At 64.5% G+C, this 25,575-nt stretch carries 22 protein-coding genes; 8 read left to right on the plus strand and 14 right to left on the minus strand.

Features of this window, described 5'->3' with window-relative positions:
- The first annotated feature begins 118 nt into the window (after nucleotides 1–118).
- Both ACVWYF_RS16930 and ACVWYF_RS16935 read left to right on the plus strand, forming a co-directional pair.
- Complete coding sequence (locus tag ACVWYF_RS16930; protein ID WP_457070141.1) at nucleotides 119–1,315, plus strand: lactonase family protein; 1,197 nt, start codon at nucleotides 119–121, stop codon at nucleotides 1,313–1,315.
- Between the two features lie 208 nt (nucleotides 1,316–1,523).
- Complete coding sequence (locus ACVWYF_RS16935) at nucleotides 1,524–2,675, plus strand: AI-2E family transporter (protein WP_457070143.1); 1,152 nt, start codon at nucleotides 1,524–1,526, stop codon at nucleotides 2,673–2,675.
- A 108-nt stretch (nucleotides 2,676–2,783) separates the two neighbouring features.
- On the opposite strand, the gene ACVWYF_RS16940 is transcribed toward ACVWYF_RS16935, so the two are convergent.
- Nucleotides 2,784–3,215: a hypothetical protein gene (locus ACVWYF_RS16940; protein WP_457070145.1), complete on the minus strand. Its 432-nt coding sequence runs from the start codon at nucleotides 3,213–3,215 to the stop codon at nucleotides 2,784–2,786.
- Between the two features lie 198 nt (nucleotides 3,216–3,413).
- Between ACVWYF_RS16940 and ACVWYF_RS16945 the strand changes: the two genes are divergently transcribed.
- Entirely contained in the window at nucleotides 3,414–3,818 is a 405-nt protein-coding gene (locus ACVWYF_RS16945; protein WP_457070147.1) for a hypothetical protein, read from the plus strand.
- Nucleotides 3,819–3,996: 178 nt separating this feature from the next.
- The gene (locus ACVWYF_RS16950) at nucleotides 3,997–5,373 is read left to right on the plus strand and encodes a sigma 54-interacting transcriptional regulator (RefSeq protein ID WP_457070149.1); all 1,377 of its coding nucleotides are present in this window, start codon (nucleotides 3,997–3,999) and stop codon (nucleotides 5,371–5,373) included.
- Between the two features lie 16 nt (nucleotides 5,374–5,389).
- On the opposite strand, the gene ACVWYF_RS16955 is transcribed toward ACVWYF_RS16950, so the two are convergent.
- From ACVWYF_RS16955 to ACVWYF_RS17000, 10 genes are all read right to left on the minus strand, one after another.
- Nucleotides 5,390–6,217 (minus strand): amidohydrolase family protein, encoded by an 828-nt coding sequence (locus ACVWYF_RS16955; protein WP_457070151.1) that lies wholly within the window; start codon nucleotides 6,215–6,217, stop codon nucleotides 5,390–5,392.
- A 14-nt stretch (nucleotides 6,218–6,231) separates the two neighbouring features.
- Entirely contained in the window at nucleotides 6,232–7,665 is a 1,434-nt protein-coding gene (locus ACVWYF_RS16960; protein WP_457070153.1) for a dipeptidase, read from the minus strand.
- Nucleotides 7,665–8,315 carry a hypothetical protein gene (locus ACVWYF_RS16965; RefSeq protein WP_457070155.1) on the minus strand — a complete coding sequence of 217 codons (651 nt, stop codon included), beginning with the start codon at nucleotides 8,313–8,315 and terminating at the stop codon, nucleotides 7,665–7,667. Before ACVWYF_RS16965 ends, ACVWYF_RS16960 begins: the two co-directional genes overlap by 1 nt.
- On the minus strand, nucleotides 8,312–9,421 hold the full coding sequence (locus ACVWYF_RS16970) for an aminotransferase class I/II-fold pyridoxal phosphate-dependent enzyme (RefSeq protein ID WP_457070157.1): 1,110 nt from the start codon (nucleotides 9,419–9,421) through the stop codon (nucleotides 8,312–8,314). The genes ACVWYF_RS16965 and ACVWYF_RS16970 overlap by 4 nt, the downstream gene beginning before the upstream one ends.
- Before the next feature lie 203 nt (nucleotides 9,422–9,624).
- On the minus strand, nucleotides 9,625–11,661 hold the full coding sequence (locus ACVWYF_RS16975; RefSeq protein ID WP_457070159.1) for a hypothetical protein: 2,037 nt from the start codon (nucleotides 11,659–11,661) through the stop codon (nucleotides 9,625–9,627).
- 6 nt (nucleotides 11,662–11,667) lie between these two features.
- Nucleotides 11,668–12,999, minus strand: a complete 1,332-nt coding sequence (locus ACVWYF_RS16980; protein WP_457070161.1) for a hypothetical protein — start codon at nucleotides 12,997–12,999, stop codon at nucleotides 11,668–11,670.
- Between the two features lie 27 nt (nucleotides 13,000–13,026).
- Nucleotides 13,027–13,938, minus strand: a complete 912-nt coding sequence (locus tag ACVWYF_RS16985) for a hypothetical protein (RefSeq protein ID WP_457070163.1) — start codon at nucleotides 13,936–13,938, stop codon at nucleotides 13,027–13,029.
- Between the two features lie 93 nt (nucleotides 13,939–14,031).
- Complete coding sequence (locus ACVWYF_RS16990; protein WP_457070165.1) at nucleotides 14,032–14,874, minus strand: hypothetical protein; 843 nt, start codon at nucleotides 14,872–14,874, stop codon at nucleotides 14,032–14,034.
- Between the two features lie 188 nt (nucleotides 14,875–15,062).
- Nucleotides 15,063–15,959: a DUF6929 family protein gene (locus ACVWYF_RS16995; protein WP_457070167.1), complete on the minus strand. Its 897-nt coding sequence runs from the start codon at nucleotides 15,957–15,959 to the stop codon at nucleotides 15,063–15,065.
- Nucleotides 15,956–18,001, minus strand: a complete 2,046-nt coding sequence (locus tag ACVWYF_RS17000) for an RICIN domain-containing protein (RefSeq protein WP_457070169.1) — start codon at nucleotides 17,999–18,001, stop codon at nucleotides 15,956–15,958. Before ACVWYF_RS17000 ends, ACVWYF_RS16995 begins: the two co-directional genes overlap by 4 nt.
- 181 nt (nucleotides 18,002–18,182) lie before the next feature.
- On the opposite strand from ACVWYF_RS17000, the gene ACVWYF_RS17005 reads away from it, so the two are divergent.
- Entirely contained in the window at nucleotides 18,183–18,392 is a 210-nt protein-coding gene (locus ACVWYF_RS17005) for a DUF2945 domain-containing protein (RefSeq protein ID WP_457070171.1), read from the plus strand.
- 82 nt (nucleotides 18,393–18,474) lie between these two features.
- Here ACVWYF_RS17005 and ACVWYF_RS17010 read toward each other — a convergent pair whose 3' ends face one another.
- Nucleotides 18,475–20,055 carry an amino acid permease gene (locus tag ACVWYF_RS17010; protein ID WP_457070173.1) on the minus strand — a complete coding sequence of 527 codons (1,581 nt, stop codon included), beginning with the start codon at nucleotides 20,053–20,055 and terminating at the stop codon, nucleotides 18,475–18,477.
- Nucleotides 20,056–20,326: 271 nt separating this feature from the next.
- Between ACVWYF_RS17010 and ACVWYF_RS17015 the strand changes: the two genes are divergently transcribed.
- The 3 genes from ACVWYF_RS17015 to ACVWYF_RS17025 all read left to right on the plus strand — a co-directional run bounded on the left by ACVWYF_RS17015 (nucleotide 20,327) and on the right by ACVWYF_RS17025 (nucleotide 22,892).
- The gene (locus tag ACVWYF_RS17015; RefSeq protein WP_457070175.1) at nucleotides 20,327–20,746 is read left to right on the plus strand and encodes a hypothetical protein; all 420 of its coding nucleotides are present in this window, start codon (nucleotides 20,327–20,329) and stop codon (nucleotides 20,744–20,746) included.
- Nucleotides 20,747–20,916: 170 nt separating this feature from the next.
- The gene (locus ACVWYF_RS17020) at nucleotides 20,917–21,366 is read left to right on the plus strand and encodes a hypothetical protein (RefSeq protein ID WP_457070177.1); all 450 of its coding nucleotides are present in this window, start codon (nucleotides 20,917–20,919) and stop codon (nucleotides 21,364–21,366) included.
- Between the two features lie 146 nt (nucleotides 21,367–21,512).
- Nucleotides 21,513–22,892, plus strand: a complete 1,380-nt coding sequence (locus ACVWYF_RS17025; RefSeq protein ID WP_457070179.1) for an MBL fold metallo-hydrolase — start codon at nucleotides 21,513–21,515, stop codon at nucleotides 22,890–22,892.
- Between the two features lie 78 nt (nucleotides 22,893–22,970).
- Here the strand turns inward: ACVWYF_RS17025 and ACVWYF_RS17030 are convergent, their stop codons facing one another.
- Both ACVWYF_RS17030 and ACVWYF_RS17035 read right to left on the minus strand, forming a co-directional pair.
- Entirely contained in the window at nucleotides 22,971–23,903 is a 933-nt protein-coding gene (locus ACVWYF_RS17030) for a DMT family transporter (RefSeq protein ID WP_457070181.1), read from the minus strand.
- Between the two features lie 147 nt (nucleotides 23,904–24,050).
- The gene (locus tag ACVWYF_RS17035; RefSeq protein ID WP_457070183.1) at nucleotides 24,051–25,547 is read right to left on the minus strand and encodes an ArnT family glycosyltransferase; all 1,497 of its coding nucleotides are present in this window, start codon (nucleotides 25,545–25,547) and stop codon (nucleotides 24,051–24,053) included.
- Nucleotides 25,548–25,575 lie beyond the last annotated feature (28 nt).

Below are 25,575 nucleotides of genomic sequence, written 5' to 3' on the forward strand. Positions count from 1 at the left end.
GCTGTTTTAAGGCCGGCAATTCTTCGGCGTTTTGCGTAGCTGGGAATGGCTTTTTGCGGCCGGGCCGTTGGGCGCGGCGGGTTTTGTGCATTTTTGCACCTTCTAATTTGACTTCTTTATGACTGCTTTTTCTGAATATCGCGGCCGGCTCCGCTTCCTGGGCGGGCTCGGGCTGCTTTCCATCACGCTGCTGGCGGGCTGCGCCCGGCCGGCCGGGGGCAGCAGCGCCGCGCCCAAGGACTACTGGCTGTACGTAGGCACCAACGTGGCCAATGAGCAGGAAAACACCATTTTCCTATACCGCGTGAACGCCGCTACCGGGGCCTTCACCCAAGTAAGCGCCCAGCACGGCGGGGCCAGTCCCACCTACCTCACCCTCTCGGCCAATCACCGTTTCCTGTATGCGGTGAGCGAAACCCAGACGTTTCGGGGTGCGCCGGGCGGCGGCGTGAGCGCCTTTGCCGTGGCCCCGCGCACCGGCGAGTTGAAGCTGCTCAACCAGCAGCCTTCTAACGGGGCCTCGCCCTGCTATATCAGCCTCGACCGCACCGGCAAAACGGCCCTGGTGGCCAACTACGTGGGCGGCAACGTGAGCGCCCTGCCCGTAGCGGCCGATGGCCAGCTGGGCGCGCCCACCACGGACCAGCACACCGGCAGTGGCCCGCACAAGAACCAAACCAGCTCACACGCCCACTGCCTCCTCCCCGACCCCACCAACAAGTTCGCTTTCGCCGTGAACCTGGGCACCGACCGCGTGTACGGCTACCGCCTCGACCCCGCCAAGGCCCAGCTCACCCGCGCGGCCGAGCCGGCTTTCGTGGCCAAGCCCGGCGCGGGGCCGCGCCACCTGGTTTTCCACCCCGATGGCAAGCACGCCTACCTCATCAACGAACTGAACTCCACCGTAACGGCGCTGGCATATGATGCCACCGCCGGGCAGTTCCGCGAGCTCCAGACGCTGTCGGCGCTGCCGGCCGGCTACACGGGCGAGAATTCCTGCGCCGACATTCACGTTTCGCGCAACGGGCTGTTTCTCTACGCCTCCAACCGGGGCCACAACAGCATCGCGGTGTTTGCCATCGATACCAGCAACGGCACGCTGGTGCCCATTCAGGACGTGGACACGCAGGGCAAAACGCCCCGCAACTTCACCCTCGACCCCAGCGGCCGCCTGCTGCTGGTGGCCAACCAGAACTCCAACAACATCTTCAGCTACCGCGTCGACCCGCAATCGGGCCTGCTCACGCCCACCGGGCAGAGCACGGAGGTGCCCTCACCCATGTTCCTGCAGACGACGGAGGACTTCGGGCGGTAGGCCAAATTTGTCAATCCGACGCCGCAGGAATCTGGATAAAGCCGTTGGACGAATTGCCTCAGATTCCTGCGGCGTTGGAGTGACAACTCCCGCACTGGCCGAGAATTCCTCCCCACCCGCCGAAACCCGGCAACGTGACGGGCAAGGGCACGTAAGCGGGCGCACCGGGCGGCATTTTGCCCAAACCGACCCTTATTGCTCCTTCGAAATGTCCGACCCCTACGACGCCCAACCCCGCGAGGTCCAGTTTCCGCTCTACGTAAAAGCCCCGCTCATACTGCTGGGCCTAGCGCTGCTGGTGTTCACGTTACACATTGCCAGCGACATCATTTTCCCGCTGTTTTTCGCGGCCATTTTCGCCATTATGCTGCATCCGGTGGAGCAGTGGCTCATTCGCCGCCGGGTGCCGCCGCTGCTGGCCATCCTGCTCACGGTGGTGCTGGGCGTGGCAGCGGTGCTGGGCGTGGTCTATTTCATCAGCATGGAAGCGGCCCAGCTGTCGGACCAGATGCCGATGTTCAAGAAGAAGTTCGCCGAAACCTCGGCCCAGGCGCACCAGTTGCTGCAAGCGCGCTTCGGCGTGAGCGACCAGAAGCTGCAGGGCTGGCTGAGCGAGGCCGGCACCAAGGCCCAGGGCCTGCTGGGCGGCACGCTCTCGGCGGTATCGGGCTTGCTCGTATCGTTCACGCTGATACCGGTTTACATCTTCCTGCTGTTTCTGTACCAGAAGCGGCTGGTCGATTTTCTGGTGCAGGCCTTTTCGGGCCGTCGCCGCGATACGGGCGTGAGTGAGGTGCTGCGCGAAAGCAAAACCGCCATCCAGAGCTACATGGTGGGCCTGCTGATTGAGGGCAGCATCGTGGCCGCACTCAACGTCACGGTGCTGCTCGTCATCGGAGTGCCCTATGCGCTGCTGCTGGGCGTAATGGGGGCGCTGCTAAACTTCATTCCCTACATCGGCGGGCTCATTGCCATTGCCCTGCCCATGCTCATGGCCTTCGTGGCCCAGGACGGCTACGGCCACGCGCTGGCGGTGCTGGGGGCCTACATGCTCATCCAGTTCATCGACAACCACTACCTGATTCCGCGCATCGTGGCTTCTAAGATTCAGGTGAATGCCCTGGTGGCCATTGTGGGCGTGCTGGTGGGCAATGCCATTGGCGGCGTGGCGGGCATGTTTCTGGCCTTGCCGGTCATCGCCATTCTCAAAATCGTGTTCGACCGCATCGAGTCGCTCAAGCCTTGGGGCATGGTGCTGGGCGATGAGGAAACCCCGCGCGGCCGTAAAATAAATCCCGCCAAAAAGAGCGTTATCGCCGCCGAAAAGGGCCAGGCCGTGCCCGAAACCGACGCAGCTTAGCAGTTTCAGCCTGAAGGCTAATTGTCATTCCGACGCCGTAGTAATCTGAGTAAAACCCGTTGAAAGGTAATGCTCAGCTTCCTCCGGCGTCGGAATGACAATTTTAGTTTAACGGCTCAGCACGGCCCCGTACAGCCATTTTTCGGCCTCTTCCATCGTGGAGAAGCGCTGAAAAACCAGGCCGGCCGGGGCCGCGCTCACCACCGACTGCGTGGAGAGCCGGTGCATGGGGTCGGCCCCTTCCACGATGGCGCAGTACTGCGCCCGCGCCTGGCTGATGGCGCGCGGAATCCATTGCCCGGTGAGCCACGCCTGGGCCGCGCCGGAGAGAGGTGCGCGCTGGCCGTGGTCGGAGAGAATTTTGCGGGTGGCCGTGCTCAGCATCAGGCCCAGCACCTGCTCATAGAAGGCCTGAATGGTTTCCAACGCCGCCCGCTCGGGGGCCCACACCAGACGCACAAACCCGCTGGGCTGGTAAAAAACCTTACCGGCGGCATTTTGAAAGAACAGCGTTTCCTGAGCGCGGGGCAGCAATGGCATAGAACGAATGGGGCGGGCGAGGCCAGCGGCGGTAGTGCGCGGCCCCGGAGGCAAACAAAATTACGCCCGGACCAGCCTCCCCGCGCCCTTCTGCCAACAAATTCTATAAGGTCTCGTAAGCAGACCCGGCCATCTATTATTTCAGGCTGAACAATTTATCCGGTTTCTATCTCTATCTCATTAATTTAGGCATTTAGCATGCGATTATATTTTGAGAATCCAGTAGGGCGTTTGCTTGAGCACCCCGATGGTTATGCCTTGGTGCAATACACGGAAGCCCCGCGGGATTTTGCTATTTTCCAGGCTTTTCTTACCCACACCCACCACCTGCTGCGCCGCCACGGCTGGCACAAAATGCTGGCCGACCAGCGCCAGATGGCCCCGTTCACCGACGAGGAGCGGCAGTGGATTGGCCAGGACTGGCTGGCCCGGAGCGCCAGCGACGGCTACGCCCTGTTTGGGGCCATCATCATCCCCACCGACGTGTACGCCCGCCTGGCCCTGGACCTGGTAATGAGCACCGTGCAGCAAAAATCGGCCCTCACCTACCGCCTCTTCGCCACCGAGGACGAGGCCACCGCCTGGCTGCACCAGTTGCCGTAACCGCTCGGCAGCGAAGTTGATTTGTGTAAGTACAAGCAGCCATTATATCACAAATAATGCGATGGTCAACAGTCTATTATTATTATTTTAAACATATTATATTTTATATATTATTTTCCTATCTTTGTGCCCCTTCCACCACAGTCTATTTCTTCTACATTCTGATTTCTGGTTTGCAATGGCTACCCCTTGCCCGGTGTGGTTTATGCCTTTCACGCGCCAGCACGCCCGCCTGGCCGAAATCGTAACCCGTCTGGAAAAGGTGGGGCTCGACCTGCGCATCCGGCGCACCCACGACGATGCCCACGGCGCGGGCATCCTGTTTGTGGACCCGCTCTCGGCACTGGATGAGGTGGAGGAGGCCGTGGCCGAAATCCGCCGCAGCCCCGGTGCCAACGTGATGGCCGTGAGCATGGGAGCCCTCCCCAGCACCAGCACCTGGGCCCTTCTGCGCAGCGGCGTAACCGATGTGTTTTCGTGGTTTGAGGTGGAGCACCCAGTCGAAATCATTATTTCGCGTCTGCACTACTGGGAAAACCTCGACGCCACCGTAGCCGACCTGCAACGCCGCTTGGTGGGCCGCAGCCAATGCTGGCGCGATACCCTGCGCCAGGTGGTCGATATGGCCCTGTCGAGCTGTCAGGTATTGATAACGGGCGAAAGCGGCACCGGCAAAGAGCTGGTGGCCCAGGAAATCCACCGCTTCGACCCGCGCCCCACCAAGCGCGACTGCGTGGTGGTGGACTGCACCAACCTCATTCCGGGCCTGTCGGGCAGCGAGCTTTTTGGGCACGAGAAGGGCGCATTTACTAATGCCATCAGCACCCGCGAGGGGGCCGTGGCCCTGGCCCACGAGGGCACCCTGTTTCTGGACGAGCTGGGCGAGTTGCCGCTGCCGCTGCAAGCCGAGTTTCTGCGGGCGTTGCAGGAAGGCACTTATAAGCGGGTGGGCAGCAATACGTGGCGGCAGGCCCGCTTCCGGCTGGTGAGTGCCACCAACCGCGACCTGCTGGCCGAGGTGCAAAAGGGCACGTTCCGGCAGGATTTGTACTACCGTATTTCGGGCTGGACCTGCCACCTGCCGCCGCTGCGCGAACGCAAGGAAGACATCGTGCCGCTGGCCGAGCACTTTTTTACGCAGCAGCACGGCATCCGGCAGCCCGTGGACCGGCAGGTGTACGACTTTTTGCAGCTGCGCGACTACCCCGGCAACGTGCGCGAGCTCCAGCAGCTCATCACCCGCATTGCCAGTAAGCATTTGGGCGAAGGGCCGATTACCATCGGCGACATTCCGCGCTCCGACTGGCCGGACTTTGCCAAGCTGGACGCTCCCACCCCGGCCGGCGACGAGCTGGAAGCTGGCGTTACCACACTGCTCTACCAGGGCTTGGGGCTGAAAGAAATTAAGGACCAGGTGACGGAAATTGCCAAAAAGGTCGCCATCACCCGCGAAAGCGGCAACCTGAAGCAGGCCGCCATGCGCCTGCGGTGCAGCGAGCGAATCCTGCAAATGCACCGCCGCGATGAGCCCGAAGGCCAGCTGCGGCTGGCGTAGCGCCCAATGGCTGGCCCTAGCATTTGGCCACCAGCCAGGGGTCACGCCACTCGTTGGCCAGCGGCTCGGCGGCTACGGCCACGCGCCGGGCGGCACCCGCCCCTACTTCCGGCCGCACCCGCCCGATGAGGCGCAACAGGTTGCCGGCCAGCACTTGCTGGGCCTCGGCCGGGGCCAGGTGCAGGGCTTTTATTTTTTGAAGCTCCACGCCGGGGTGCAGCCAGGGGCCGTCGGAGCCGAAGAGGAATTTGGCCGCGCCGGCCCGCTCCACGGCGCGCAGCAGGATGTCGAAGCGGCGCACGCCGGAGGTGTCGGCGTAGATGTTAGGGCAGCGCACGAGGTAGTCGATGAGGCCGGCCTGGGCCCGCCAGTCATCGGAAAACGAGCCGAGGTGCGGGATAATAAAATTCACGTCGGGGTACTGGGTGGCCAGCAGGTCGACCACGGATATTTCGCCCACCACGTCGTAGAGCACCGGCAGGCGGAAGGCGCGGGCCACGTCGCACACCTCGCGGCTGATGCGGGCATCGAACCGGTGCAGCTTGATGCCCACGAAGCCATATTCTTCCACGGCGGTCCGCACCATGGCCAGCACCCGGCCGCGGTCGCGCTGGGCGTGTACGAAGGCAAAGCCGTAGAACCGCTCCGGCTGCTGGTGTACCAGCCGGGCCACCTGACGGTTGGCCACCGCGTAATCGGAGTGGAAAGCGGCGAAGAGCACCGTGCGCTCGATGCCCGCCTCATCGGCCCAGGCCAGATAGGGCTGAAGCGGCGCGTCGGTATCCCAGGGGCCGGTGAGGCCGTCGCCGCGCCCGGCATGGCAGTGGCAGTCGATGATGAGCATGGCGAAAATGGGGGCTAAAGTGAAAAGGCTGAACGAGGCTGGGCGTGCCGTGCGCCGCGCCGCACGTCCGCTCCGGCGGCACGGCTCCGGCTGATTGAGCCACTGCCCAGCTCCCGCAGGAATGCCAGACTGGTGCGAATGCCCCGCCAGAAATTGGGCAGGTGCAGGAATTCGTCGGGGCCGTGCTTGTGGTCGTCGGGCAGGCCGAAACCCATGAGCACGGTCGGAATCCCCAGCTCTTCCTCGAAAAGCGTGACCACCGGAATGGTCCCGCCCGAGCGCTGCAACACCGGCACCCGCCCAAAACCCACGGCGTAAGCGCGGGCGGCCGCTTGCATGGCCGGGTGTTCGGGCGCGATGGTATAGGGCCGCGCGTGCAGCTGCGCCGTGAGCGTGGCCCGCACCTGCGGCGGCGCGTGCCACGCCAGAAACTGCCGCAACTGCTGCTCCACCGCGTGCGGGTCCTGGCCGGGGGCCAGCCGGAAACTCAGCTTGGCGCTGGCCCGGGGCGGTATCACCGACTTGGTGCCCGCGCCCTGGTAGCCGCCGCTCAGGCCCGTGATGCTCAGCGACGGGCGCAGCGTGGTGCGCTCGTACAGGCTGTAGCCGGCCTCGCCCCAGCCCTGCCCTACCTGGGCTTCGCGCAGCAGCTGCGCATCGGAAGGACCTTGGCGGGCCAGGTAGGCGCGCTCCGCCGCAGGGGGCGGCGTTACGGCTTCGTAAAAGCCGGGCAGGGCAATGCGGCCATGGGCGTTGTGCAGTTGGGCCAGCAGCCCGGCCAGGGCTTGCAGGGGGTTGAGCACGGCCCCGCCAAAAACGCCGGAATGCAGCTCGGCCCGGGGTCCGCTCACTTCCAGCTCGGCGCTGAAGCTGCCGCGCAAGCCATACGTGAGCGCCGGCTGGGTGGCCGACAGCAGGTTGGTATCGGAAAGCACGGCCCAGTCGGCGCGCAGCAGCGGGCGATGGCGGTGGATGAACGCGCCCAGGTTGGGGCTACCGATTTCCTCCTCGCCTTCGAGCAGAATTTTCACGTTGAGCGGCAGCGGCCCGCCGGCTTGAAGCAGGATATCCAGCGCTTTGAGATGGGTGAAAAACTGACCCTTGTCGTCGGAAGCGCCCCGGCCATACAGCCGGTTTCCGCGGATGACGCTGCCGAAGGGCGGCACCGTCCAGGCAGCAGCCGGGGCCACGGGCTGCACATCGTAGTGCCCGTAGATGAGCAAGGTGGGGAGGTGCCGGCCCACTCGCTTTTCGGCATATACCACCGGGTGGCGCGGCGTTTCAAACACCCGCACCCCGTCGAGCCCGATGCCGCGCAAGTGAGCCGCCAGCCAGGCGGCGCAGGCGCGCACGTCACCGGCATAGCGCGGGTCGGTGCTGATGCTGGGTAAGGCCACCAGCTGCCGGAGCTCCGCAAGGAACCGGGCATTCGATGCGGCGCGGTCCATTACCCCAGCACCAGTTCCCGCGCCTGGCCCGACCGGCTCCCGCTGGGGGGCGTGTTGTCGTCTACCGTCTGCTGGGTTTTGCGCCGCTTTTCGTAGGCTCCGGCGATGGATTTTGCTACGTCGTACACGGGCTTGAACGCGCCCTGCGGTCCCATCACCAGCGCGCCGGTGAGCACGGCGGCCCGGCCCAGGTTTTTGGCTTTTTCCCACCAGGCTTCTTCCTCCAACTCAGAGTCGGCAATCAGTTGGCTGAGCATAATCTGCCTAGGCAGTTGATACCGAGCATTATCACCCGGCAATTGTCGCGTAGCACAGCCGCAGCCGGCCGGCGCGGTAGAGCGCAAGCGCAGCTTGCCAGCCAGGTGGTAGCGGCTCAGGTACATAGCCAGCGCCCGGTGGCAGCTGGGGCACAGCGGGGCATCGCTAATGAGCAGAATACTCTTGATTTGGAGCGGAAACGCGGGCCGGGCCGCCGCCATCCGGTTGAACCACACAATGAACTGCCGCTCGGGGTGTTGCTCGCAGCCCGCCGCGCCGGGCGGCGCGGTGCGCCGGAGCGGCACCCGCAGCACGTTGCCCACCTTGGGGTAGAGAATGGCCACGGCAGCGGGCGCGGCCCGCCGCGGCGAAAGCAGAGAAGTCGATTTCATGGCGAGGAAGTGACGGTTGGAGGAGAGGAAAACCAGTCGGTGCGGCGGGCCAGGGCCGCCAGCACGGTGGTAGCGCGGGCGATGTCGGCCCCCGAATGGTCGGCCCGCAGGCAGAAGGCTATTTCGGGCACGTCGGGCTGGGTTTCGCCGGCCAGCAGCAGGGTATTAAGCCCCGCCTGCCGGAGCTGCTGGTGCAGGCTGAGCGCGGCGGTGGTGCGGGCCAGCACCAGCTTCTGCACTGGAAACGGGCCGCCCAAGGGCCGCAAGCCCGCCCGCGCCAGCTCCCGCCGAAACTGCCTAATGCGCAAGCCCAGGCGGTGGCGGGCCGCCTCCCCGTGCCGGGCATCGTGGCGGAGGGCGGCCTCGGCCGCCCAGGCGTGCCAGGTCGAAACCGGGCTGGTATGCACCCATGTTTCGGAGCGCCGCCGGAACTGCGCGAGCCGGGCCTGGCGGCCGGCCAGCACCGCCACGGGCACGCCCAGGCCTTTGGCCAGGGAGGTAATCAGCAGGATTTCGGGGGCCGACGCGCTGGCTGCTATCCCGGCCCACGGCAGGCTGCCGCCCCCGCCCTGCCCCAATGGATTTTCTACGGTGCGCCCCGCCCCCAGCACGCCAAACGCCTGGGTATCATCAACCAAAAGCACGGCCCCGGGGTGCGCGGCCAGCAACGCGTGGTAGCGGGCCAGCGGCGCGGGACCCCGGCCGGGGTGCCAGCCATCGGTCACGAGCCAGGGCGTGCGGCCCTGCTGCCGGTAGGTGTGCAGCAGGCGGGCGAGGGCCGCCAGGTCGTCGGCGCGAAACCAGGCTACCGGCAGGCCGCGCTGCCGGGCCCGCAGGCTGCCCCACTGGCCCACCGGGTACAGGCGCTGGTCGAGCAGCACCACACCCGCATCGGGCACCAGCCCGAATACGTCCCAGAATAGGTGCAGCGTGGACGGAGCCAGCAGGCCGGCTTCCTGCCCCTGCCGCCGGGCCACTTCCCGCGCCACCCGCCGGGCCCGGTCGTCCTCGCCCAGCGCGGCCGGCCGGCCGGTGGTCAGCACGAGGCCAGCGGGCGGTGGCAAGAGCCGCGGGCCGAGGTACAGCGCGGAGGTAAAATCGAGCATGGGGTTTGATTTTAAACAACTTATACCGCCATTAAAAAACAGAACGTCATGCTGAGCGGAGCCGAAGCATCTCTACCGCAGGAGTAAATCCTAACGATTGAATTTCTATTGCAGTAGAGATGCTTCGGCTCCGCTCAGCATGACGTTCTATTATTCTCAGGCTTAACCCTGACGTTCCTGACCAACAGGTTACAACCCAACCGTCAGTCGTTCAGGGCGCGGCGGCGGGTGATGGGCGCCGCCATGGGGCGCAGCGAAGAGATGGGCTGGTTGAGCTGACGGGTGCGGCGGAGCTGCCCCTGCTGGATGGCCACCTGCCGCTCGATGAGCTGGGCGGGCTGGAGGTAGCGCTCCTCGTTCTCGGGCAGGTTCTGGCGAATGTCGCCGAGGTCGGTGGCCAGGTCGATGCCGGTTACGGCCTTGTAGGCGTGGATATAGCGCTGGATTTCCTCGCGCCAGTAGTGGGCCCAGTTGGCGGCGTTGGTGGCGCCCACGGTGGGGCTGTTCCAGGCCCCGTAGCGGATGCTGAGCAGCAGCTGCTCGCCAAACGCGCCCAGGTCGTGGAAGTGCGTGATGTTGGTGGGGTTCCAGCCCTGGATGCTCTTCATGTTGTCCACGCGGTCCATCCACGGCTCGGTGTAGGGTACCATGATGCGGCCGCCCAGAAACTCGCGCACCTCGGGCCGGGCCAGAATCCACTGCTGGGTGAGCATCTCGGCGCGGGCCGTCCAAGGCAGGTCACCGTATTGGTTATGAGCCCCTTCGGCCAGGGTGAGATGCACCTCGCGCAGGTGGTTGAGGATGGGGAAGCCGTCGGGAATCACGGTGGTGAAGTTGGCCTGCTGGTAGAACTCGGTGGCGGCGCGCAGCAGCGAGTGGAAGCCCCGCAGGAAAAAGGTGCGGTTTTCGGCCACGGCAATGGGCTGCACGCCGCGCCCAATCAGCCCGAAGCCGTACTCGTACTGGTACTCCAGGTTGCGGCGGTTCATGGTGAGGCGGTTGCGCTCGTCCTCGATGTAGCCCCAGATGATGTTGTTCAGGGGCCGCAGCGGGTCGATGGCCATGCTGGCCAGCGGGTCGGGGCCGGGGCCGGGGCGGCGCACGTTCTGGAAGCGCAGGCTCAGCGCGTTCATGGTTTGCACCAGTCCACCTTCCTCGTGCCAGTACGACCAGATGAGCTCCATCAGGGGCGGGTTTTGCAGCTTCGATTTCAGGATGCCGTAGCAGATGTCGTCGCCGCCCACTAGGTCATCGGGGTTCTTCAGGGGCACTTCCGAGAGCTTTTCGCGGATTATCTTGAAGTAGGGCAATACCTTGCCATCCTCGTTTTCGAGGCTTTCGAGGTAGGTGTCGCGCAGCCGGCTGATGTCGAACGGCAGGCCGCCGGTGCGGTGCCGCTCGCCGGCGTCGTCCCACTGGCTGCCCATGCCCGCCGTGCCATCGTCGATGGCCACGCCGGCCTCGTGCATCAGGTAAAACTCGGTGGCGTAGCGCAGCATGGTGTAGGAAGCGGCCCGGGTGAAGGGCAGCTGGCGGGTGCGGAAATCGGCCCGCAGGTGCGCGTTGGGACCGTCGGGGCCGTCCTTGGTGCACAGCACTTTGTCGATAAAGCCCCGGTAGCGGCTGAAATTGACGGTGCGCCGCCGAATGACGCCCCACAGCACCTGGTCGGCGCTGGGCTCGCGCTCGGCTTCGAACAAGGTGACGGGCAGCGGAATGGGCAGCCGGCCAGCGGCCGGCACCGGCGCGGGTTGGTTGGCGGCCGGCGGGTTAGGCGCGGGTGGGCCCGGCGCGGCAATCTGGGCCGTCACCCGCAGCACCCCGGCCTTAAAATCGAGGCCGCCACCGCCTTCGCTAGGCACCAGCGTGCCGCTCACTTTGTACCCACCCGCTTGCCGCCAGTTGCTGAACTTCCAAATCAGGTCTACCCCCGCGTCGTTCTCGATTTTCACCTGCCGATGGGCCGTCTGGGTGTGGTCGTAAAAGGGCAGTTTGTCATTTGCAGGGTCCTGGATGAGCGTGAGCAGGCCTTTGTTAGGGTTGAATTCGTAGTTGTAGCTTTGCTCATGCGGATTATTTGCGTCATTATCCGCCGTAAACACGAGCGTAATACTACCGCCGGAGCGCAGCTTGTCGCCGAGCTGCGTGGCCGTCAGGCGCAGGCGCAGTTCGTTGTCGTCGCCCAGGCCCAGCGTATCGGGGGTGAAGGTTAATTCACCGCGTAAGGGTTTAGAAGCCATGATGATTTAGATGGAAGTGAGAGAGGAAACAGAGGTCTGGTGCCGGGCTGCGGGCGCGGGCAGGGCCGGCACCGCGCAGTAGTTGCGGGCCCGGTTCAGGGCCCAGCGGGCGAGCATGCCCGAGAGCACGCGCACCTCGTCGTTGGTCGAAATGCGTCCGTCGGCCTTGGCCTGCCCCACCACGGCAAACACCAGCGACGGGGCACTGTGCTCGCGCAGGCGCGGCTGGGCCTGCCAGGCATCGTAGTGGGCGCGGAGTTGGTCGGGCTGGCGCTCGGCCACCGGGAAAATATCGGCCACGCGCAGGCCTTTCAGCGAGGCCGGCCGGTGGCCGAGCACGAGGCCGGCAAAGGCGGGCAGCACGGCTTCGAGCCGGTGGATGAGGTCTTTTTTGTCAGTACCCAGCTCGTCGGTGGGGTAAAGGTCTTCCCACTGCTGGCCCAGGGCCGCCCATTGCGGGTGCGGAAACAGGGCCGCCCCCAGCGCCAGGCTTATTTTCACCCGAATCCAGGGAAATGGGTGCGGGCCGTCGGTGCCGATGCGGAACACGAAGTAGCTCGGCAGGCTCACCACGCTCAGCAGGCCGTAGGTGGCCGAGATGCCCAGGTGGCCCAGGGCCCAGCAGTCGGACAGTATCTCGTTCAGCCAGCGGCTGAGCAGCTGCCAGGGCAGGGCTTGTTCGCGGGGGTGGTCGGCCACGCGCTGTTCCAGCGCGGCGCGAATGGAGGTGGTCAGGTCCAGCAGCTCGGAGCCTTGGTGGCCCACCTCATGGATGAGCGAGGAGGCAATGCCCGAGCCAATCATGCGCTCGCGCGGAATCTGAATTACGCCCACCGGGTTGAGGTCGCCGCCCGGCAGGCGCGTGCGCGCCCGCCGGATGGCCGCCCCGTGCCCCCGCTCCAGAAAGCAGATGAGCGGCGGGGCCTCGTAGTGGTGGCCGGCCAGGTGCAGGGCGTCTTCGGCCAGCACGTCCAGTCCGGCCACCCAAGTGCCGGTGCCGTGCTCGCTGCGCTGCCCCAGCACGTCGCCAAAAATGTCGACCTGGTCGAGCAGGTTATTGAAGCGCAGCTTAAGCAGCACGTAGCGGGCCTGGGCTTTGGCGGCGCTGAGGTGGCGGCTTTCGGGGCTGTGCAGCCACTTCACGAAGTTGAGCAGCTTGCGGCGCAGGTCGAAGGCCACGCGGGCCAGGTGGGCGTTGATGGCCGCCTGGGCCGGGGCCGACACCGCCGCCGCCAGCACCATGGGCGTGCTCAGCGAAAAGGAGCGCACGGTTTGGAGGCGGCTGAACAACGCCAGCGTTTCGTTCACCAAAAACCGGGTGTCAGCGTCGGTTCGCATGGCATGGGGCCGTGAGAAGGTGAAGGCTTACAGGTTGATAACCAGCGTACGGCCCCGGCGCATCCAGGTGCCGCGGGTGGCGCGGCCGGTGGACGCGGGGGCGTAGTCGCCTTGGTCGCCGTTGTCGTCGTACCCCCCTTGGTCGTAGCCATTCGTGGCCGGGGCAGCGGCGTAGCCATAGGCCGGCGCGCCGTAGCGGGCGGGCTGGCCAGGGGCCGGATAGCCCGGCCGCCGGGCCCCGTTGTGGCCGTTGCGGTTGGCATATTGGCCGTTGCGGCCGTTCATGGAGCGGAAAGTACCGTCGGCGTTGCGGGGCCGCAGCAGGCCGGGGGCGTGCTGGGTGGCGGCGTTGGCCAGGGCTTGGCGCACCACGGCGGAGGTGGGCATGCCCCTGCGCTGGTTCTGGAGGGTGGCGGCGCGGTTCACGGCCGCGTTGGCGAAGCGCACGAAGGCGCGGGCCGTTTCAAACTCCTGGTCTTCGGGGCTCAGGCCTTCCAGCTCCAGCTCGAAGAGGTTGCTGGCCATCGAGCCCAACTTGCTGCCCACCATGCCACCCAGCGGCCCGCCCACAAACGTGCCCAGGGCCCCGCCCGCAATGGGAATCACCTTTTTGGCCACCGACTTGAGCACGCCGCCAATGGTGCGGCCCACGGAAGACTTGGCAAAGTTGCCCACCGCGCCAGCGGCTTTTTTCAGGAAGCTGCCCAGAAACTGGTTCAGCTCCTGCTCGTTACTGACTTCCAGCAACTCGTGGGCAAATTCCATTTCCAGGGTTTCGTTCATCTCGCCGCTCATTTCGAACGACTCACCCTGAGTCTCACCGCTGGTTTCGCCCATGAATTCGGGGTTAAACTCAAAGGTTTCCATGGACGAGCCGCCGGTTTCCAGTTCCTGACCGATGGCTTGCTCAAATTCCTGAGAAAATTCGTTGTTGTACATGACATTGGGGTTAAAAGTGAAGTGTGAAGGATGAGAAAAGCGGGCCCCACCCAAGGCAATGGGCCGGGGCAAACGGCCGGGGCACCAGGCCCCTCAGATGTCGTAGAGCACCAGGGTGCTGCCGCGCCGCTCCCAGGTGCCGGAGCGGGCCCGGCGGGCGGGCCCGCTCAGCTGTTGCATGGCCCCGTTTAGCAGGCCGGGGGCGTGGTACGGGGCCGAAGCGCTGAGCACCTGCCGGCCCAGCGCCCCGAGGCTGAGGCCGGGGTTTTGGCGCAGGGCACGGTTGGCACGGCGGGTTACGTCAGTAGCGAAGCGCACGAACGAACGGGCAATTTCCAGTTCCTGGCTTTCGGGGCTCAGGGCTTCCAGCTCCAGCCCGAAGACTTTCTGGGCGTTGTCGGCCAGCCAGTTGCCAGCCTGGGTACCGGCCCAGTTGCCGGCGGCCGAGCCCGCGTAGCCTCCGGCTTTGCCGCCGGCCCACTGCCCGGCGCGGGCCCCCGCCGGCCCCAGGCGGCTGCCCAGCGCGCCGCCCGCCCGGCTGCCGAGCGCGGCCCCGGCCTGGCCGCCGTACTGGCTGGCGAGCTGGGGCAGGGTTTTCTTACCAAAATCGATGAGGTAGCGGCCCACACCTTGCCCGGCCGGCGACTTCGCCAGCTGCGAGGCTGCGCCCACGGCCTTGCTCATCAGGTCGCCCAAGAACAGGTTCAGCTCCTGCTCATTGCTGACTTCCAGCAGCTGCCCGGCAAGCTCTTCTTCGCTATTTACTTCGAACGACTCGCCGCTGAATTCCTGGCCGAACTCCTGCCCCATTTCCTGGGCGTATTCCTGGCCCATTTCGTAGCCGTTCTCGCCGCTGGTTTCGTAGCTGCCTTCAAATTCGCCGTTGGTAGCGGCTCCGGTTTCAAACTCCTGAAGGGTTCGGTCGATGTTGTGCATGGTTGACAAGGGAATGAATGAGAGATGCCTCCCTGTTTTCAATCCCAATGCCAAGAGTTAAAACCTCATTTCCAGCGCGCTACACGGGGTCGGGCCCGAAACAAGTTTCGGCCTGACGCAAAACGGCCGGTTTCAGCGAAAACCATTTCGCCGAAACCGGCCGCGCCGGATGGCCTCAGGTGTCCGCCTCAGTCCAGTACGAGGTGGGCCGTGGCGGCAGTGCTGCCGCCCGCGTCATCATCGGTCACGAGCAGCAATTCAAACTGGTTAGGGGCTAATTGCTGGCGCACGGCCAGCCCCTCCACCTTGCCGAAATACGGCCGGCCATCGGCCCAAGCCAGCCGGGCAAAAGTCGCAGTGTGCGCGGCCACATCCACCACGCCCACGAACGAGCCCAGCACGGCCCCATCGAGTACGGCATCGGCGGTATTTTCCACCGAAGCCGATACGAACAGCCGGCCATCCACGAAGGTGGCCCCGGAAAAACCGGCCGGGCAGCCGTCAATCAGTGGCAGCTCAAACACCAGCTGATGCACGGCGGGCGGGTTCGCGCCGGTCGGACTCTTCAGAAAAGCCAGCGTTTCGGCCAGTGGCAGCACGAAGAGTAGCGCCGCATCGGCCCGGCCAACGATGCGCTGAAACAGCAGTAGTTCGGTAGCCGTGGTGGCGGCGGCTTCGAGGTTGAGGACCACGCCGGCGGGCAGGTTGGCAGCTAAGTGGGCGTAGAGCGGCGCCAAATCGATGACCTTGGGCACGGGGTTTTCGGTGGGCACAAACCAGCCCCGTGCGCGGTTGGAGCGGCTGCCCGAGCCGAGCAGCAGCAGGCCGGCGCGACCAGCGGGCCAGGTCAGGGCCACCATGCACTCTAGGTCGGGCTTCATCAGCTTGGGGAGGCGACCGGAGGCGAAATCAGCGGCGGCCTCGAACAGCGCAATGCGGCCGGCAACGGCCAGCGTGGCCGCGTCGAGCTGGTAGAGGTAGGGCGAGTCGTCACCGATGACGTAGGCCACGGGGCCAATTATTTCGACGCCCGAGGCCGAGGGCAGGCCGGGCAGCGGGTTTTCGGAGATAATAGTGGCCGTCATTTCACAATCACCAGCTCCACGCGGCGGTTCAGGCGGCGGGTTTCTTCACGGTCATTGCCGTATTTGGGTTTCGAGCCGCCAAAGCCGACGGTGGTGATGCGGCTTTCGGCCACGCCGCGGCCCACGAGGTAGCGCTTCACCTCGGCCACCCGGTCTTCGGAAAGCTGCTGGTTTTTATCGGCCGGCCCCACGTTGTCGGTGTGGCCTTCGAGGCGCACTTCCGTGGCGGGGGCGGCTTGTAGGGCAATGGCGAGGCGGTTCAATTCGGTGTAGGCCGAACCCAGCAGCGTGGCCTTGCCCTGGGTGAAGATGATGCTGGGCAAGTCCACTTTGGCCCCCACGGCAGCGGGCAGCAGCAGGATGTCGCGCCGGGGCGAGCCAGCCGCCACCAGCGTGTCGCCCATCGTGAGCAGGCCCGCGCCGTTGGCCGAGAGGTAGTACTTGCCCGGCAACAGCGACATCTGGTAGTTGCCTTGGTTGTCGGCCGTGCTGGTGGCCAGGAACTGCGGACTGGTTTTGCTGGTGCCCAGCAGGTTGGCCTTTACCACCGCCCCCGGCACCGGTTGCTTAGTGCGGGAGTCCAGCACCCGCCCGCTCAGGAAAGCGCGGCCCGAGTTTTCATTGGCCTCGGCCACCACGGCCGGTTTGGGCAGCGAATCGGGCGGCACGGCGCGGCCCGTGCGCAGAATGTCCTTGGTGCCGTTGGGCGTGGCCGAGGACGAGTAGTAAGCCGTCTTGCCATCGGGCGTGAGCGTCAGGTAGGCGTTGAAGCCGGGACCGTTCAGGGCCGGGCCGAGGTTGCGCGGCTCGCTCCACTTGGTCCAGCTCTCATCGAGCCGCTGGCTCACAAATATATCGGCCGAGCCGTAGCCCATGTGGCCGTAGGAGGCGAAATACAGCGTTTTGCCATCGGGCGTGAGCCAGGGCGCGAAGTCGAAGCCGGGCGAGTTCAGCACCGGCCCCAGCGTTTTGGGCTCGGTGTAGCCGCCGCTGCCGTCGGGCCGGCTTAGGTAAATGTCGTTGCCGCCTTCCGAGTCGCCGCGCTCGAGGGAGAGCAGCATGGTTTGCCCATCGGCCGACATATAAAACCCCGTGCCCGTTACGGCCGAATAGAAATTAGCAATACGCAGGGCCTCAGGCCGGGTGGTTTTGGGCGTGGCCCCGGTGGCTACGGCGGCGGCCTGCGCCACCCGGCTCAGGCCCTCGTCGCGGAACGTACCGTCGCGCTCGTAGGTCCCGCGCACCAGCAGCAGCTGGCCGCCGGTGCCGGTGGTGGCTTCCATGGCGTTGTTCTGGGGCGTGTTCAGGCCATCGAGGCGGGTGGGCGCGGCCCAGGTTTTGCCTTGGTCTGAACTCTGGCTCAGCCAGGCGTCGCCGGAGTCGGTGTTGCCCTCGGTGTTCCCGGCAAACTTGGTGCGGGCGAAATACAGCGTTTTGCCATCGGGGCTCAGCACGGGATGTACTTCATTGCCGGGCGAATTCACGGCCCCGGCCAGCGGCTGCGGCGCGCCGAAGGGCGACGGCCCTTCCAGCACGTTCAGGCGCAGCCGGAACAGGTGCCACTGCTGGCTGGCGCGGCCGTTGTTCTTCTGGGCCACCACGGGCGTACCGTTGAATTTATCCGAAGCCGCCAGCGCGGCGCAGCGGGCTTCGCTGCGGTTTTCGAGCTGGAAGCTGCCCACCGGGCCGGCCGGCACCAGCCGCCACTGCTGCTGCTCGCTGCCCTGAAACGGGCGCTGCACCAAGCCCAGGCCCTCACCGGGCTTGTCCACGGTGAGGCACTGGCTGCTGTGGCGGGCTTCGATGCGGTAGTACTCGCTGCCCGCCCGGATGGGCACGAAGCGCCACTGCTGGCTGGGCGCGTGCGTGAACTCCCACTGCACGGCCGCCGCGCCGCTGGCCGTGCTGGCGCTGGCAATGTCGAGGCAGCGCCCGCTACCCCGGTCAATCAGCCCGTAATAGGCCCGCTCATCGGGCACGAACGGCGTTTGGGCGGGGGCAAAAAAGGGCAGCAGGAGCAGCAGCGACAGCAATCGAAACATCGTGGGGGGCGCGCGAAAAGGCAGCACGCATGGTTGAACTACGCAAAAGAACGGCGAAATGGCGGAGCAGCGCGGTCCGCCGCCTGCGCCCGGCCAGTGCCGCAACGCGGAACGGCCGTTGGCAGTACACGTAGCTCAAACTCAGTTCAGCCCTTTAACTCCCCGTTTTCTTCCTGTTTTTATGCGTAAAGGCACCAAAGTTTCCTGGAAATACGGCACCGGCACGGCCACCGGCAAAATCGAATCAATGCACAAAGAGCCCATTTCGCGCATCATCAAGGGCTCTGAAATCCACCGCAACGGCTCGGCCGATGACCCCGCCCTGGTCATCGTACAGGAAAACGGCGACCGCGTGCTCAAACTAAAAAGCGAGGTGAAGGCGGCCAGCTAAACGCAGGCGGCCAAACCCAGCACCAAAAAAGCCCCGTCAGCAATTGCTGACGGGGCTTTTTTGGTGCTGGCCATTTTACGGCCTACCAGTTGTCCTTATCGGGCTTGATGAAGGCTTCCTCGTCCATCTCGGTGGGTACCACCACGATGCCCTTTTGGAGCAGCGAGTTGCGCTGGCCGTAGATGAAGTACACGATGAAGCCGATGGCCATCCAGCCGAAAGCCACTTTCAGGGTGAACGTGTCGAGGCCGAAAATCAGGGCTGAGCAGACCAGGGCACCCATGATGGGCACCAGCGGGAAGCTGGCCGACGAGAGCGGCGCGCGGAACGGCCGCGGCTGGTCGGGGTCCGACTTGCGCATAATCCACACGCCGAGGCTCACCAGCACGAAGGCCAGCAGGGTGCCGAAGGAGGTGAGGTCGCCGGCGAGTGAGCCGGGCACGAAGGCTGCGAACAGGCCCACGAACACCATCAGCATCAGGTTCGACTTATAAGGCGTGGCGAAACGCGGGTGCAGTTCCGAAAAAGCCTTGGGCATCAGCCCGTCTTTGGCCATCGAGAAGAACACGCGGCTCTGGCCCATCAGCATCACGAGGATAACGGACGTGAAACCGAGCAGGATGCCCACCGTCACGGCCGTAGCCAGCCAGCCGTAGCCGGGCATGTGCGCCCGGATGGCGTACGCCACCGAGGCCTCGCCGCCCAGGGCCGGGTCGGCAAATTCGCGCCAGTTGGCCACGCCCGTCAGTACGTGCCCGAACAGAATGTAGAGCACCGTGCAAATAGCCAGTGAGCCCAGAATGCCGATGGGCATGTCGCGCTTGGGATTCTTGGCTTCCTGTGCGGCCGTGCTCACGGCATCGAACCCGATGAAGGCGAAGAACACGATACCCGCGCCGCCCAGAATGCCGCCCAGGCCGTGCTTGTTCCAGCCTTCGTAGGTACGAACTACCTCGCCGGCGGCGTTTTTCACCACGGCATCGGCCGGAATCAGGTAAGGCGTATGGTTGGCGGGGTTGATGAACTGCCAGCCCACGGCGATGAATACGATTACAATCAGCACTTTCAGCACCACCACCACGGCGTTGAAGAGGGCCGATTCCTGGGTGCCTTTCACCAGCAACAGGCTCAGGGCCACGATGATGAGCAGAGCCGGCAGGTTGACAACCCCGTGCTGCGACACCCCGTTAATCACGGCGTGCTCGAAGGGCGAGTGGCTCAGATTATACGGTATACTGGTGCCAAAAACCTCCAGGAGCTTGTTCAGGTACTCGCTCCACGCAATGCTGACGGTGGCCGCGCCCAGGGCGTATTCCATAATCAGCGCCCAGCCGATAACCCAGGCCACGAACTCGCCCATGGTGGTGTAGGCGTAAGTGTAGGCCGAGCCGGCAATGGGAATCATGGCGGCGAACTCGGCGTAGCACAAGCCGGCAAACACGCAGCCGAAGGCGGCCAGGATGAAAGCCAGCGTCACGCCCGGCCCGGAAGCCTGGGCAGCGGCGGCGGCGGTGCGGACAAACAGGCCCGCCCCGATGATGGCGCCCACGCCCAGGGCCACGAGGTTGCCCGCGCCCAGCGTCCGTTTCAGGGTGCCGTGCCCGGTGGAGTTGGCCTCGCCCAAGAGCACGGCCAATGGTTTTTTGGCGAAAATACTTGCCATGTGTTCGGTGTAAAGAAGGAAGAAGTTTGAAATAAATGAAGGAAGTAAAAATCCCCGCCCGGCCCGTTGGGCAATGAAAATCCTCCCGGGCGCTGGTGGCGGAGCCGAAATATAGGCAGCATTTTCCCACCGCCGGGGCACTGGCCCCGCGCAGGCGCGGTTTTACGGCGCGGCCCATGCCCAAAATCCCTCCCCAAACCAGGTCCGGCGCGATGCATCCAACATACTGGCACTACTTTCGCCTACCCATCAGAAAACCCCTATTACTACTATGAAAAAGCTCCTTTTTATCCTCGCCGCCAGCGCGGCCACGGCCGGCACCGCCTTCGCTCAGGTTCCCGCTAACGCTCCGGCTCAGGCCAGTACCACCGCCGCTCCCGATCAGCTGGCCCAGCGCCGCGCCCAGTACCTGGGCAAAGAGCTTGGCCTTACCGCCGACCAGCAGTCCCGCCTGGCCCCCATCCTCATGGCGCAACGCCAGCAGTTGCAGTTGCTACGCGAGCAGCGCACCACCGGCGGCCGGAAAATGGGCACCGCCCAGGACCTGAAAGCCAGCGAAGCCCGCGCCGATGAGCAGATTAAAACGGTGCTCACCCCGGAGCAATTCCTCAAATTCAGCCAGATGCGCGACGAGCAGCGCGAAAAAATGCGCGAGCGTCGCGCCAACGCCCCGGCCGCCCAGCCCGAATAAAGCGGCGCTCCGTCAATAAATAGCGACCGTGCGTCGATGAATTGCCTTTTGGAGCCCGCCGGCGAAATGCTGGCATACCGCTTGTAACTACCCTGACAGGCACCAAAGTCGCTCCCGCAATGGCTTAGTGCTCCCCTCCTCACCCACCCCCATTTTTACTCTTCTCCAATATGAAAAAGAACCTGTTTCTGCTTGCCGCCCTCGCTTTGGCTACCGTCGGCACCAGCTTCGCCCAAACTGCCGTGCAAACCACCGGCACCGATGCCAACCAGACGGCCCGCCACTACGGCAACGGCAAGCAGGGCCCGAAAGACCCCGCCAAGATGGCCGACCACCGCGCCGGCAAAATGGCCAAAGAACTCGGCCTCAACGCCGACCAGGAAGCCAAAATGGAGCAGCTGATGCTGGCCCGCCAGCAGGAAAGCGCCGCGCTCAAAACCAAGTACGGCACCGACCGCAAAGCCGGCCGCACCGAAATGAAAGCCGCCCACGACCGCTACGAGGCCCAGATGAAGACCATCCTCACCCCGGAGCAGTTCGCCAAGATGGACAAGATGAAAGCCGAACACCACGGCCACGGCAAAGACGGCGGCAAGATGAAAATGAAGGCCAAAGCCTAATTTTTTGCCTTCCCGCTTCTTCCGGAAAGCCTCAGCCTAACGGCTGGGGCTTTTTTGTGCGATAGCACGAGCCGGACAATTCGCCACAATCCGTGGGTTGCTTATATTTGAGCAAACCACCCGGCTTCCAACCCTCCCCTGTACCCATGCCTCCCCTTCCCAGTAGCACGGCCTCGGCCGTGCAAATCCAGCAGTTTTATGACAAGGGACTGGCCCACGCCAGCTACGCGGTGCGCTGCGGCCGCCAGGTCGTCGTCATCGACCCCGCCCGCGACCCGCAGCCTTACTACGATTTTGCCGACGAGCACGAGGCCAACATTATCGCCGTGATTGAGACGCACCCGCACGCCGATTTCGTGTCGTCGCACCTGGAAATTGCTGAGGAAACCGAGGCTACTATCTATTGCAGCAAGCTGGTGGGAGCCAAATATCCGCATAAGAATTTCGATGACGGCGACCGTCTCAAGCTGGGCAGCTACGAGCTGCACGCCATCAACACGCCAGGCCACTCGCCGGATAGCATCAGCATTCTGCTGATGGATGAGCTGGCCCAGAGCCGCGCCGTGTTTACTGGCGACACGCTGTTTGTGGGCGACGTGGGCCGGCCCGACCTGCGCGAGGACGAGGCCGTGGGTGGCCACAAGCGCGAAGAGCTGGCTGCGCAGCTGTATAAAAGCACCCGCAACAAGCTCATGACCCTGCCCGGCAGCACCAAGGTGTACCCCGCCCACGGTCCCGGCTCGCTCTGCGGCAAAACCACCAGCCTTGACCTGGACTCCACCATCGCCAAGGAACTGAAAACCAACTACGCCCTGCAACCCATGTCGCAGAACGAGTTCATTAAAGTCCTGCTCGAAGACCAGCCCTTCGTACCCAAGTACTTCGGCCACGACGTGGCGCTGAACCGGCTGGGTGCGCCCAGCTTCGAGAACAGCATCCGGGCGGTGCCGCACCTGGGCAGCGACGCCGTGCCGGAACCCGGCGTGTTGCTCATCGACACGCGGCCGGCGGCCCAGTTTCGCGCCGGCCACCTGCCGGGGGCCATTAATTTGCAGGACGGCGGCAAGTTTGAAACCTGGCTGGGCTCGGTTGTCGGCCCCAAAGAGTCCTTCTATCTGCTGGCCGATTCCAAAATTGCGCTGGACACGGTTATCCGCAAAACGGCCAAAATTGGCTACGAAGGCAACATCAAAGGCGCGCTGCTGGCCCCGGCCGCCCAGCCTGCCACCTCCCCCGCCGTGGACGTAGCGGCCGTGCGCGAGCACCCCGAAGCCTTCACCATCGTGGACATCCGCAACCGGACCGAGGCCGAAACGCCGGTGTTCGCCAATGCGCTGGTCATTCCGCTGCCCGAGTTGCGCGAGCGCGCCCACGAGATTCCGACCGATAAGCCCATCCTCATTCACTGCGCGGGCGGCTACCGTTCGGCAGCCGGGACCAGCATTGTGCAAGCCGCACTCCCAGGGGCGGAGGTGCTGGATTTGGGCGAGGCAGTTACGGAGTTTCAGCCGCAGACGGCACACTAGCGCGGCGGACTCGCAGAAAGCAGGCCGGTCATGCCTCGGCTGCGCTCGGCATGACGGCTTACGTTTCAAGCAGCCTTCTCAGTCCATCACCGCTTCCGGCGGCACGGCCGGCGCGGGCGCGGCTTTCGGCTTCTGGCTCACCAGCCACACGCCCACGAAAATGAGCACCGCCTGCCCGGCTTTGCTCCAGCTAAAATTGTCTTTGCCCAGGGCGACGGCGATAAGTACAGCCAGCACCGGTTGCAGGTAGATGTACACGCCCAGCAGGGCCGGCGAGGCGTATTTCAGCGCCCAGTTATTGAGCAGGTAGGCCAGGATGGTGAGAAAAACCACCATGTAGCCGATTTCGAGCCAGATTTTGAGCGGGAAGCTGGCGTAGTTGGCATTCAGCGCCTCGCGCCAGCCGAAGGGCACCGCCACGATGGCCCCCACCAGAAATACCCGCGCCAACACCGTAAACGCATGATACTTGCGCATGAGCGGCTGCACCAGCACTAGGTACAGGCCAAATACGGTGGCATTGGCCAGGATGAACAGGTTGCCCAGCGTGGCGTGCGGGTAGATAGCCGCCTGCGCGTTGCGGCTGAGGATGAGAGAGGCCGCGCCCGCCGCTCCCACCGCAATGCCCAGCACGCGCGGCAGCGTAATCTTCTCGCTCAATAAAACCGCCGAGGCGATGACCACCACAATGGGCGCGATTGTTTGCAGCAGCGAGGCACTGATGGGCGAAGTCAGGTTCAGCCCCGAGAAGAACAGCAACTGGTTGACCCCAATGCCGCACACACCGCAAATAATGGACCGCCGGTTATCGGCCCAGCCGATGATTTTGTCCTGCGGGGCCACGAAGTATTTCACCAGCGCAAAGAAGCTCGACGCCCCCAGCACTCGTAGCGTTACGATGCCGAACGGGGTCATGTAGAGCGGCATCACGTCCTTGGACAGTGAATAATTGGCCGCGTATATAACCGTAACGACGAAGAGGGCCGCATGGACGCGGAATTGATTGGGCATAGTAGCGCGACCTTTGTAGTGTGCATCCCCCGCGTCGTTTGCAATCGTTGAAACGGCGCGGGGGACGCGCACTACAAAGGTCGCGCTACTTCGCTATACGTTCTGGCTTTCCTTTTGCCCGGCCACGAAACGAACCCTCGTTATTGCCTATTTGCTGCCCAGAATTTCAAGGAATACGCACGGCGCTACCGATTCCAGCGGCTGGGTGCGGTAGTGCTGTTGCACATAGCGCTGCATCAGGGCAGAGCAAACCAGCAGCCGCTGGCCGGGCTTTAGCTGCTGCAAGGCGGCATCCTTGCCGATGATTTCGATGGGCGAAACGCCCTGGGCGTGCAGGGCGGCCAGGTAAAAATTCAGCGTGGTGTGGTACCCTGGCTCCCGCAGGATGTTGAACGTGTAAAGCGTTGGATAGGCAACTACTATTCGGGGAAGCTGGTAGCCATATTGCAGCATGGGGTCGGTTTTCTCCGCTTCCCACCGGGTCCACTCGTGGCGCAGGAGCACCGCCGCGGGCACCACTGCGGCAAGCACGAGCAGGCCCGCTGTGGCTGGTTTCGGCCAGTGCCAGCGGTGCCGGGCCTGCCGGACCAAGTGCGCCAGGCCTAGGGCACACAGGAGCGCGGCCATGGGGTACACCGGCGCGCTGTACCACCAAAGCCGGGTGCGCGCCATTGAAAGAATAATCAAAAAGACGAAGACGTACACGCTGGCAAACCGGGCAAACCGGCGGGTGGGCGTAGCGCCAGCGGCGGCCGAAAAACCCAGCCAGCTGCCCACCGGCAGCAACCACACCCACGTGAGCAGCCCCGGAAAAAGCAGCCGCTGGATATAAATCCACCATGGGTAATTGACGGTCACAATGCGCTGGCTTAGCCGGCCGTACCAGTCGTTGAACCACGTAGCGGCCAGGTACCCCGGGGCCGCCGCCTCGCGCAGGCTGTAAAACACCGCGAGCGGCACCACCGCCACCGCCACGGCCGCATACGTGCGCCACTGCCCAAACACCCAGCGGCTGGCGGGCTCCAGCAGCAGCGCGAGGGCCACGGCCGGCAGTAGTAGCAAGGCCGCCGCCGATTTGGTGAGCAACGCCAGGGCAAACCACGCCGCTCCCCGCCAAAGCCGCCCGGCCCGCCGCTGCTGCGCGTATTGGTACCAATTGAGGGCCGTGGCCGTGAGCCCCAACACCAGCAAGGCATCATAATCGCCGAAACGGGCCACATGCATGCCATTGTAGCCCGGACTGGTGGCCAGAATCAGGGCGGCAAAGGTGCCCACGAAGCGGCTCCCGAGCGTGTAGCACCCAAACCGGTAGAGCAGCCAAGCCGTGGCCAGCGCCGCCACCACCGAGGGCAGGCGAATGGCCCACATGCTGTAGCCCAGCACATACAGGCTGGCGGCTTGCAGCCAGATGAGCAGCGGCGGCTTGGTGTTCCATAGGTCGGGGTGCCCATCGTAGTGGGTAATCAGCCAGTCGCCGGTGCGGAGCATTTCGGAGGCATTCACGGCCAGACGCGCTTCGTCCCAATCGTGCAGCACCGGCACGCCCACATTCCACACCAGCAGCACCACTAGCGCCATCAGCAGTCCGGTTTGGTAAAGGTCAACGCCACGCTTCGCCCATAAATGCCGCAAAAAAGGACCCATGCCGCAAAGGTACAAGGGCAGTTGGCAG

The organism is Hymenobacter sp. UYAg731 (genome assembly GCF_054061335.1).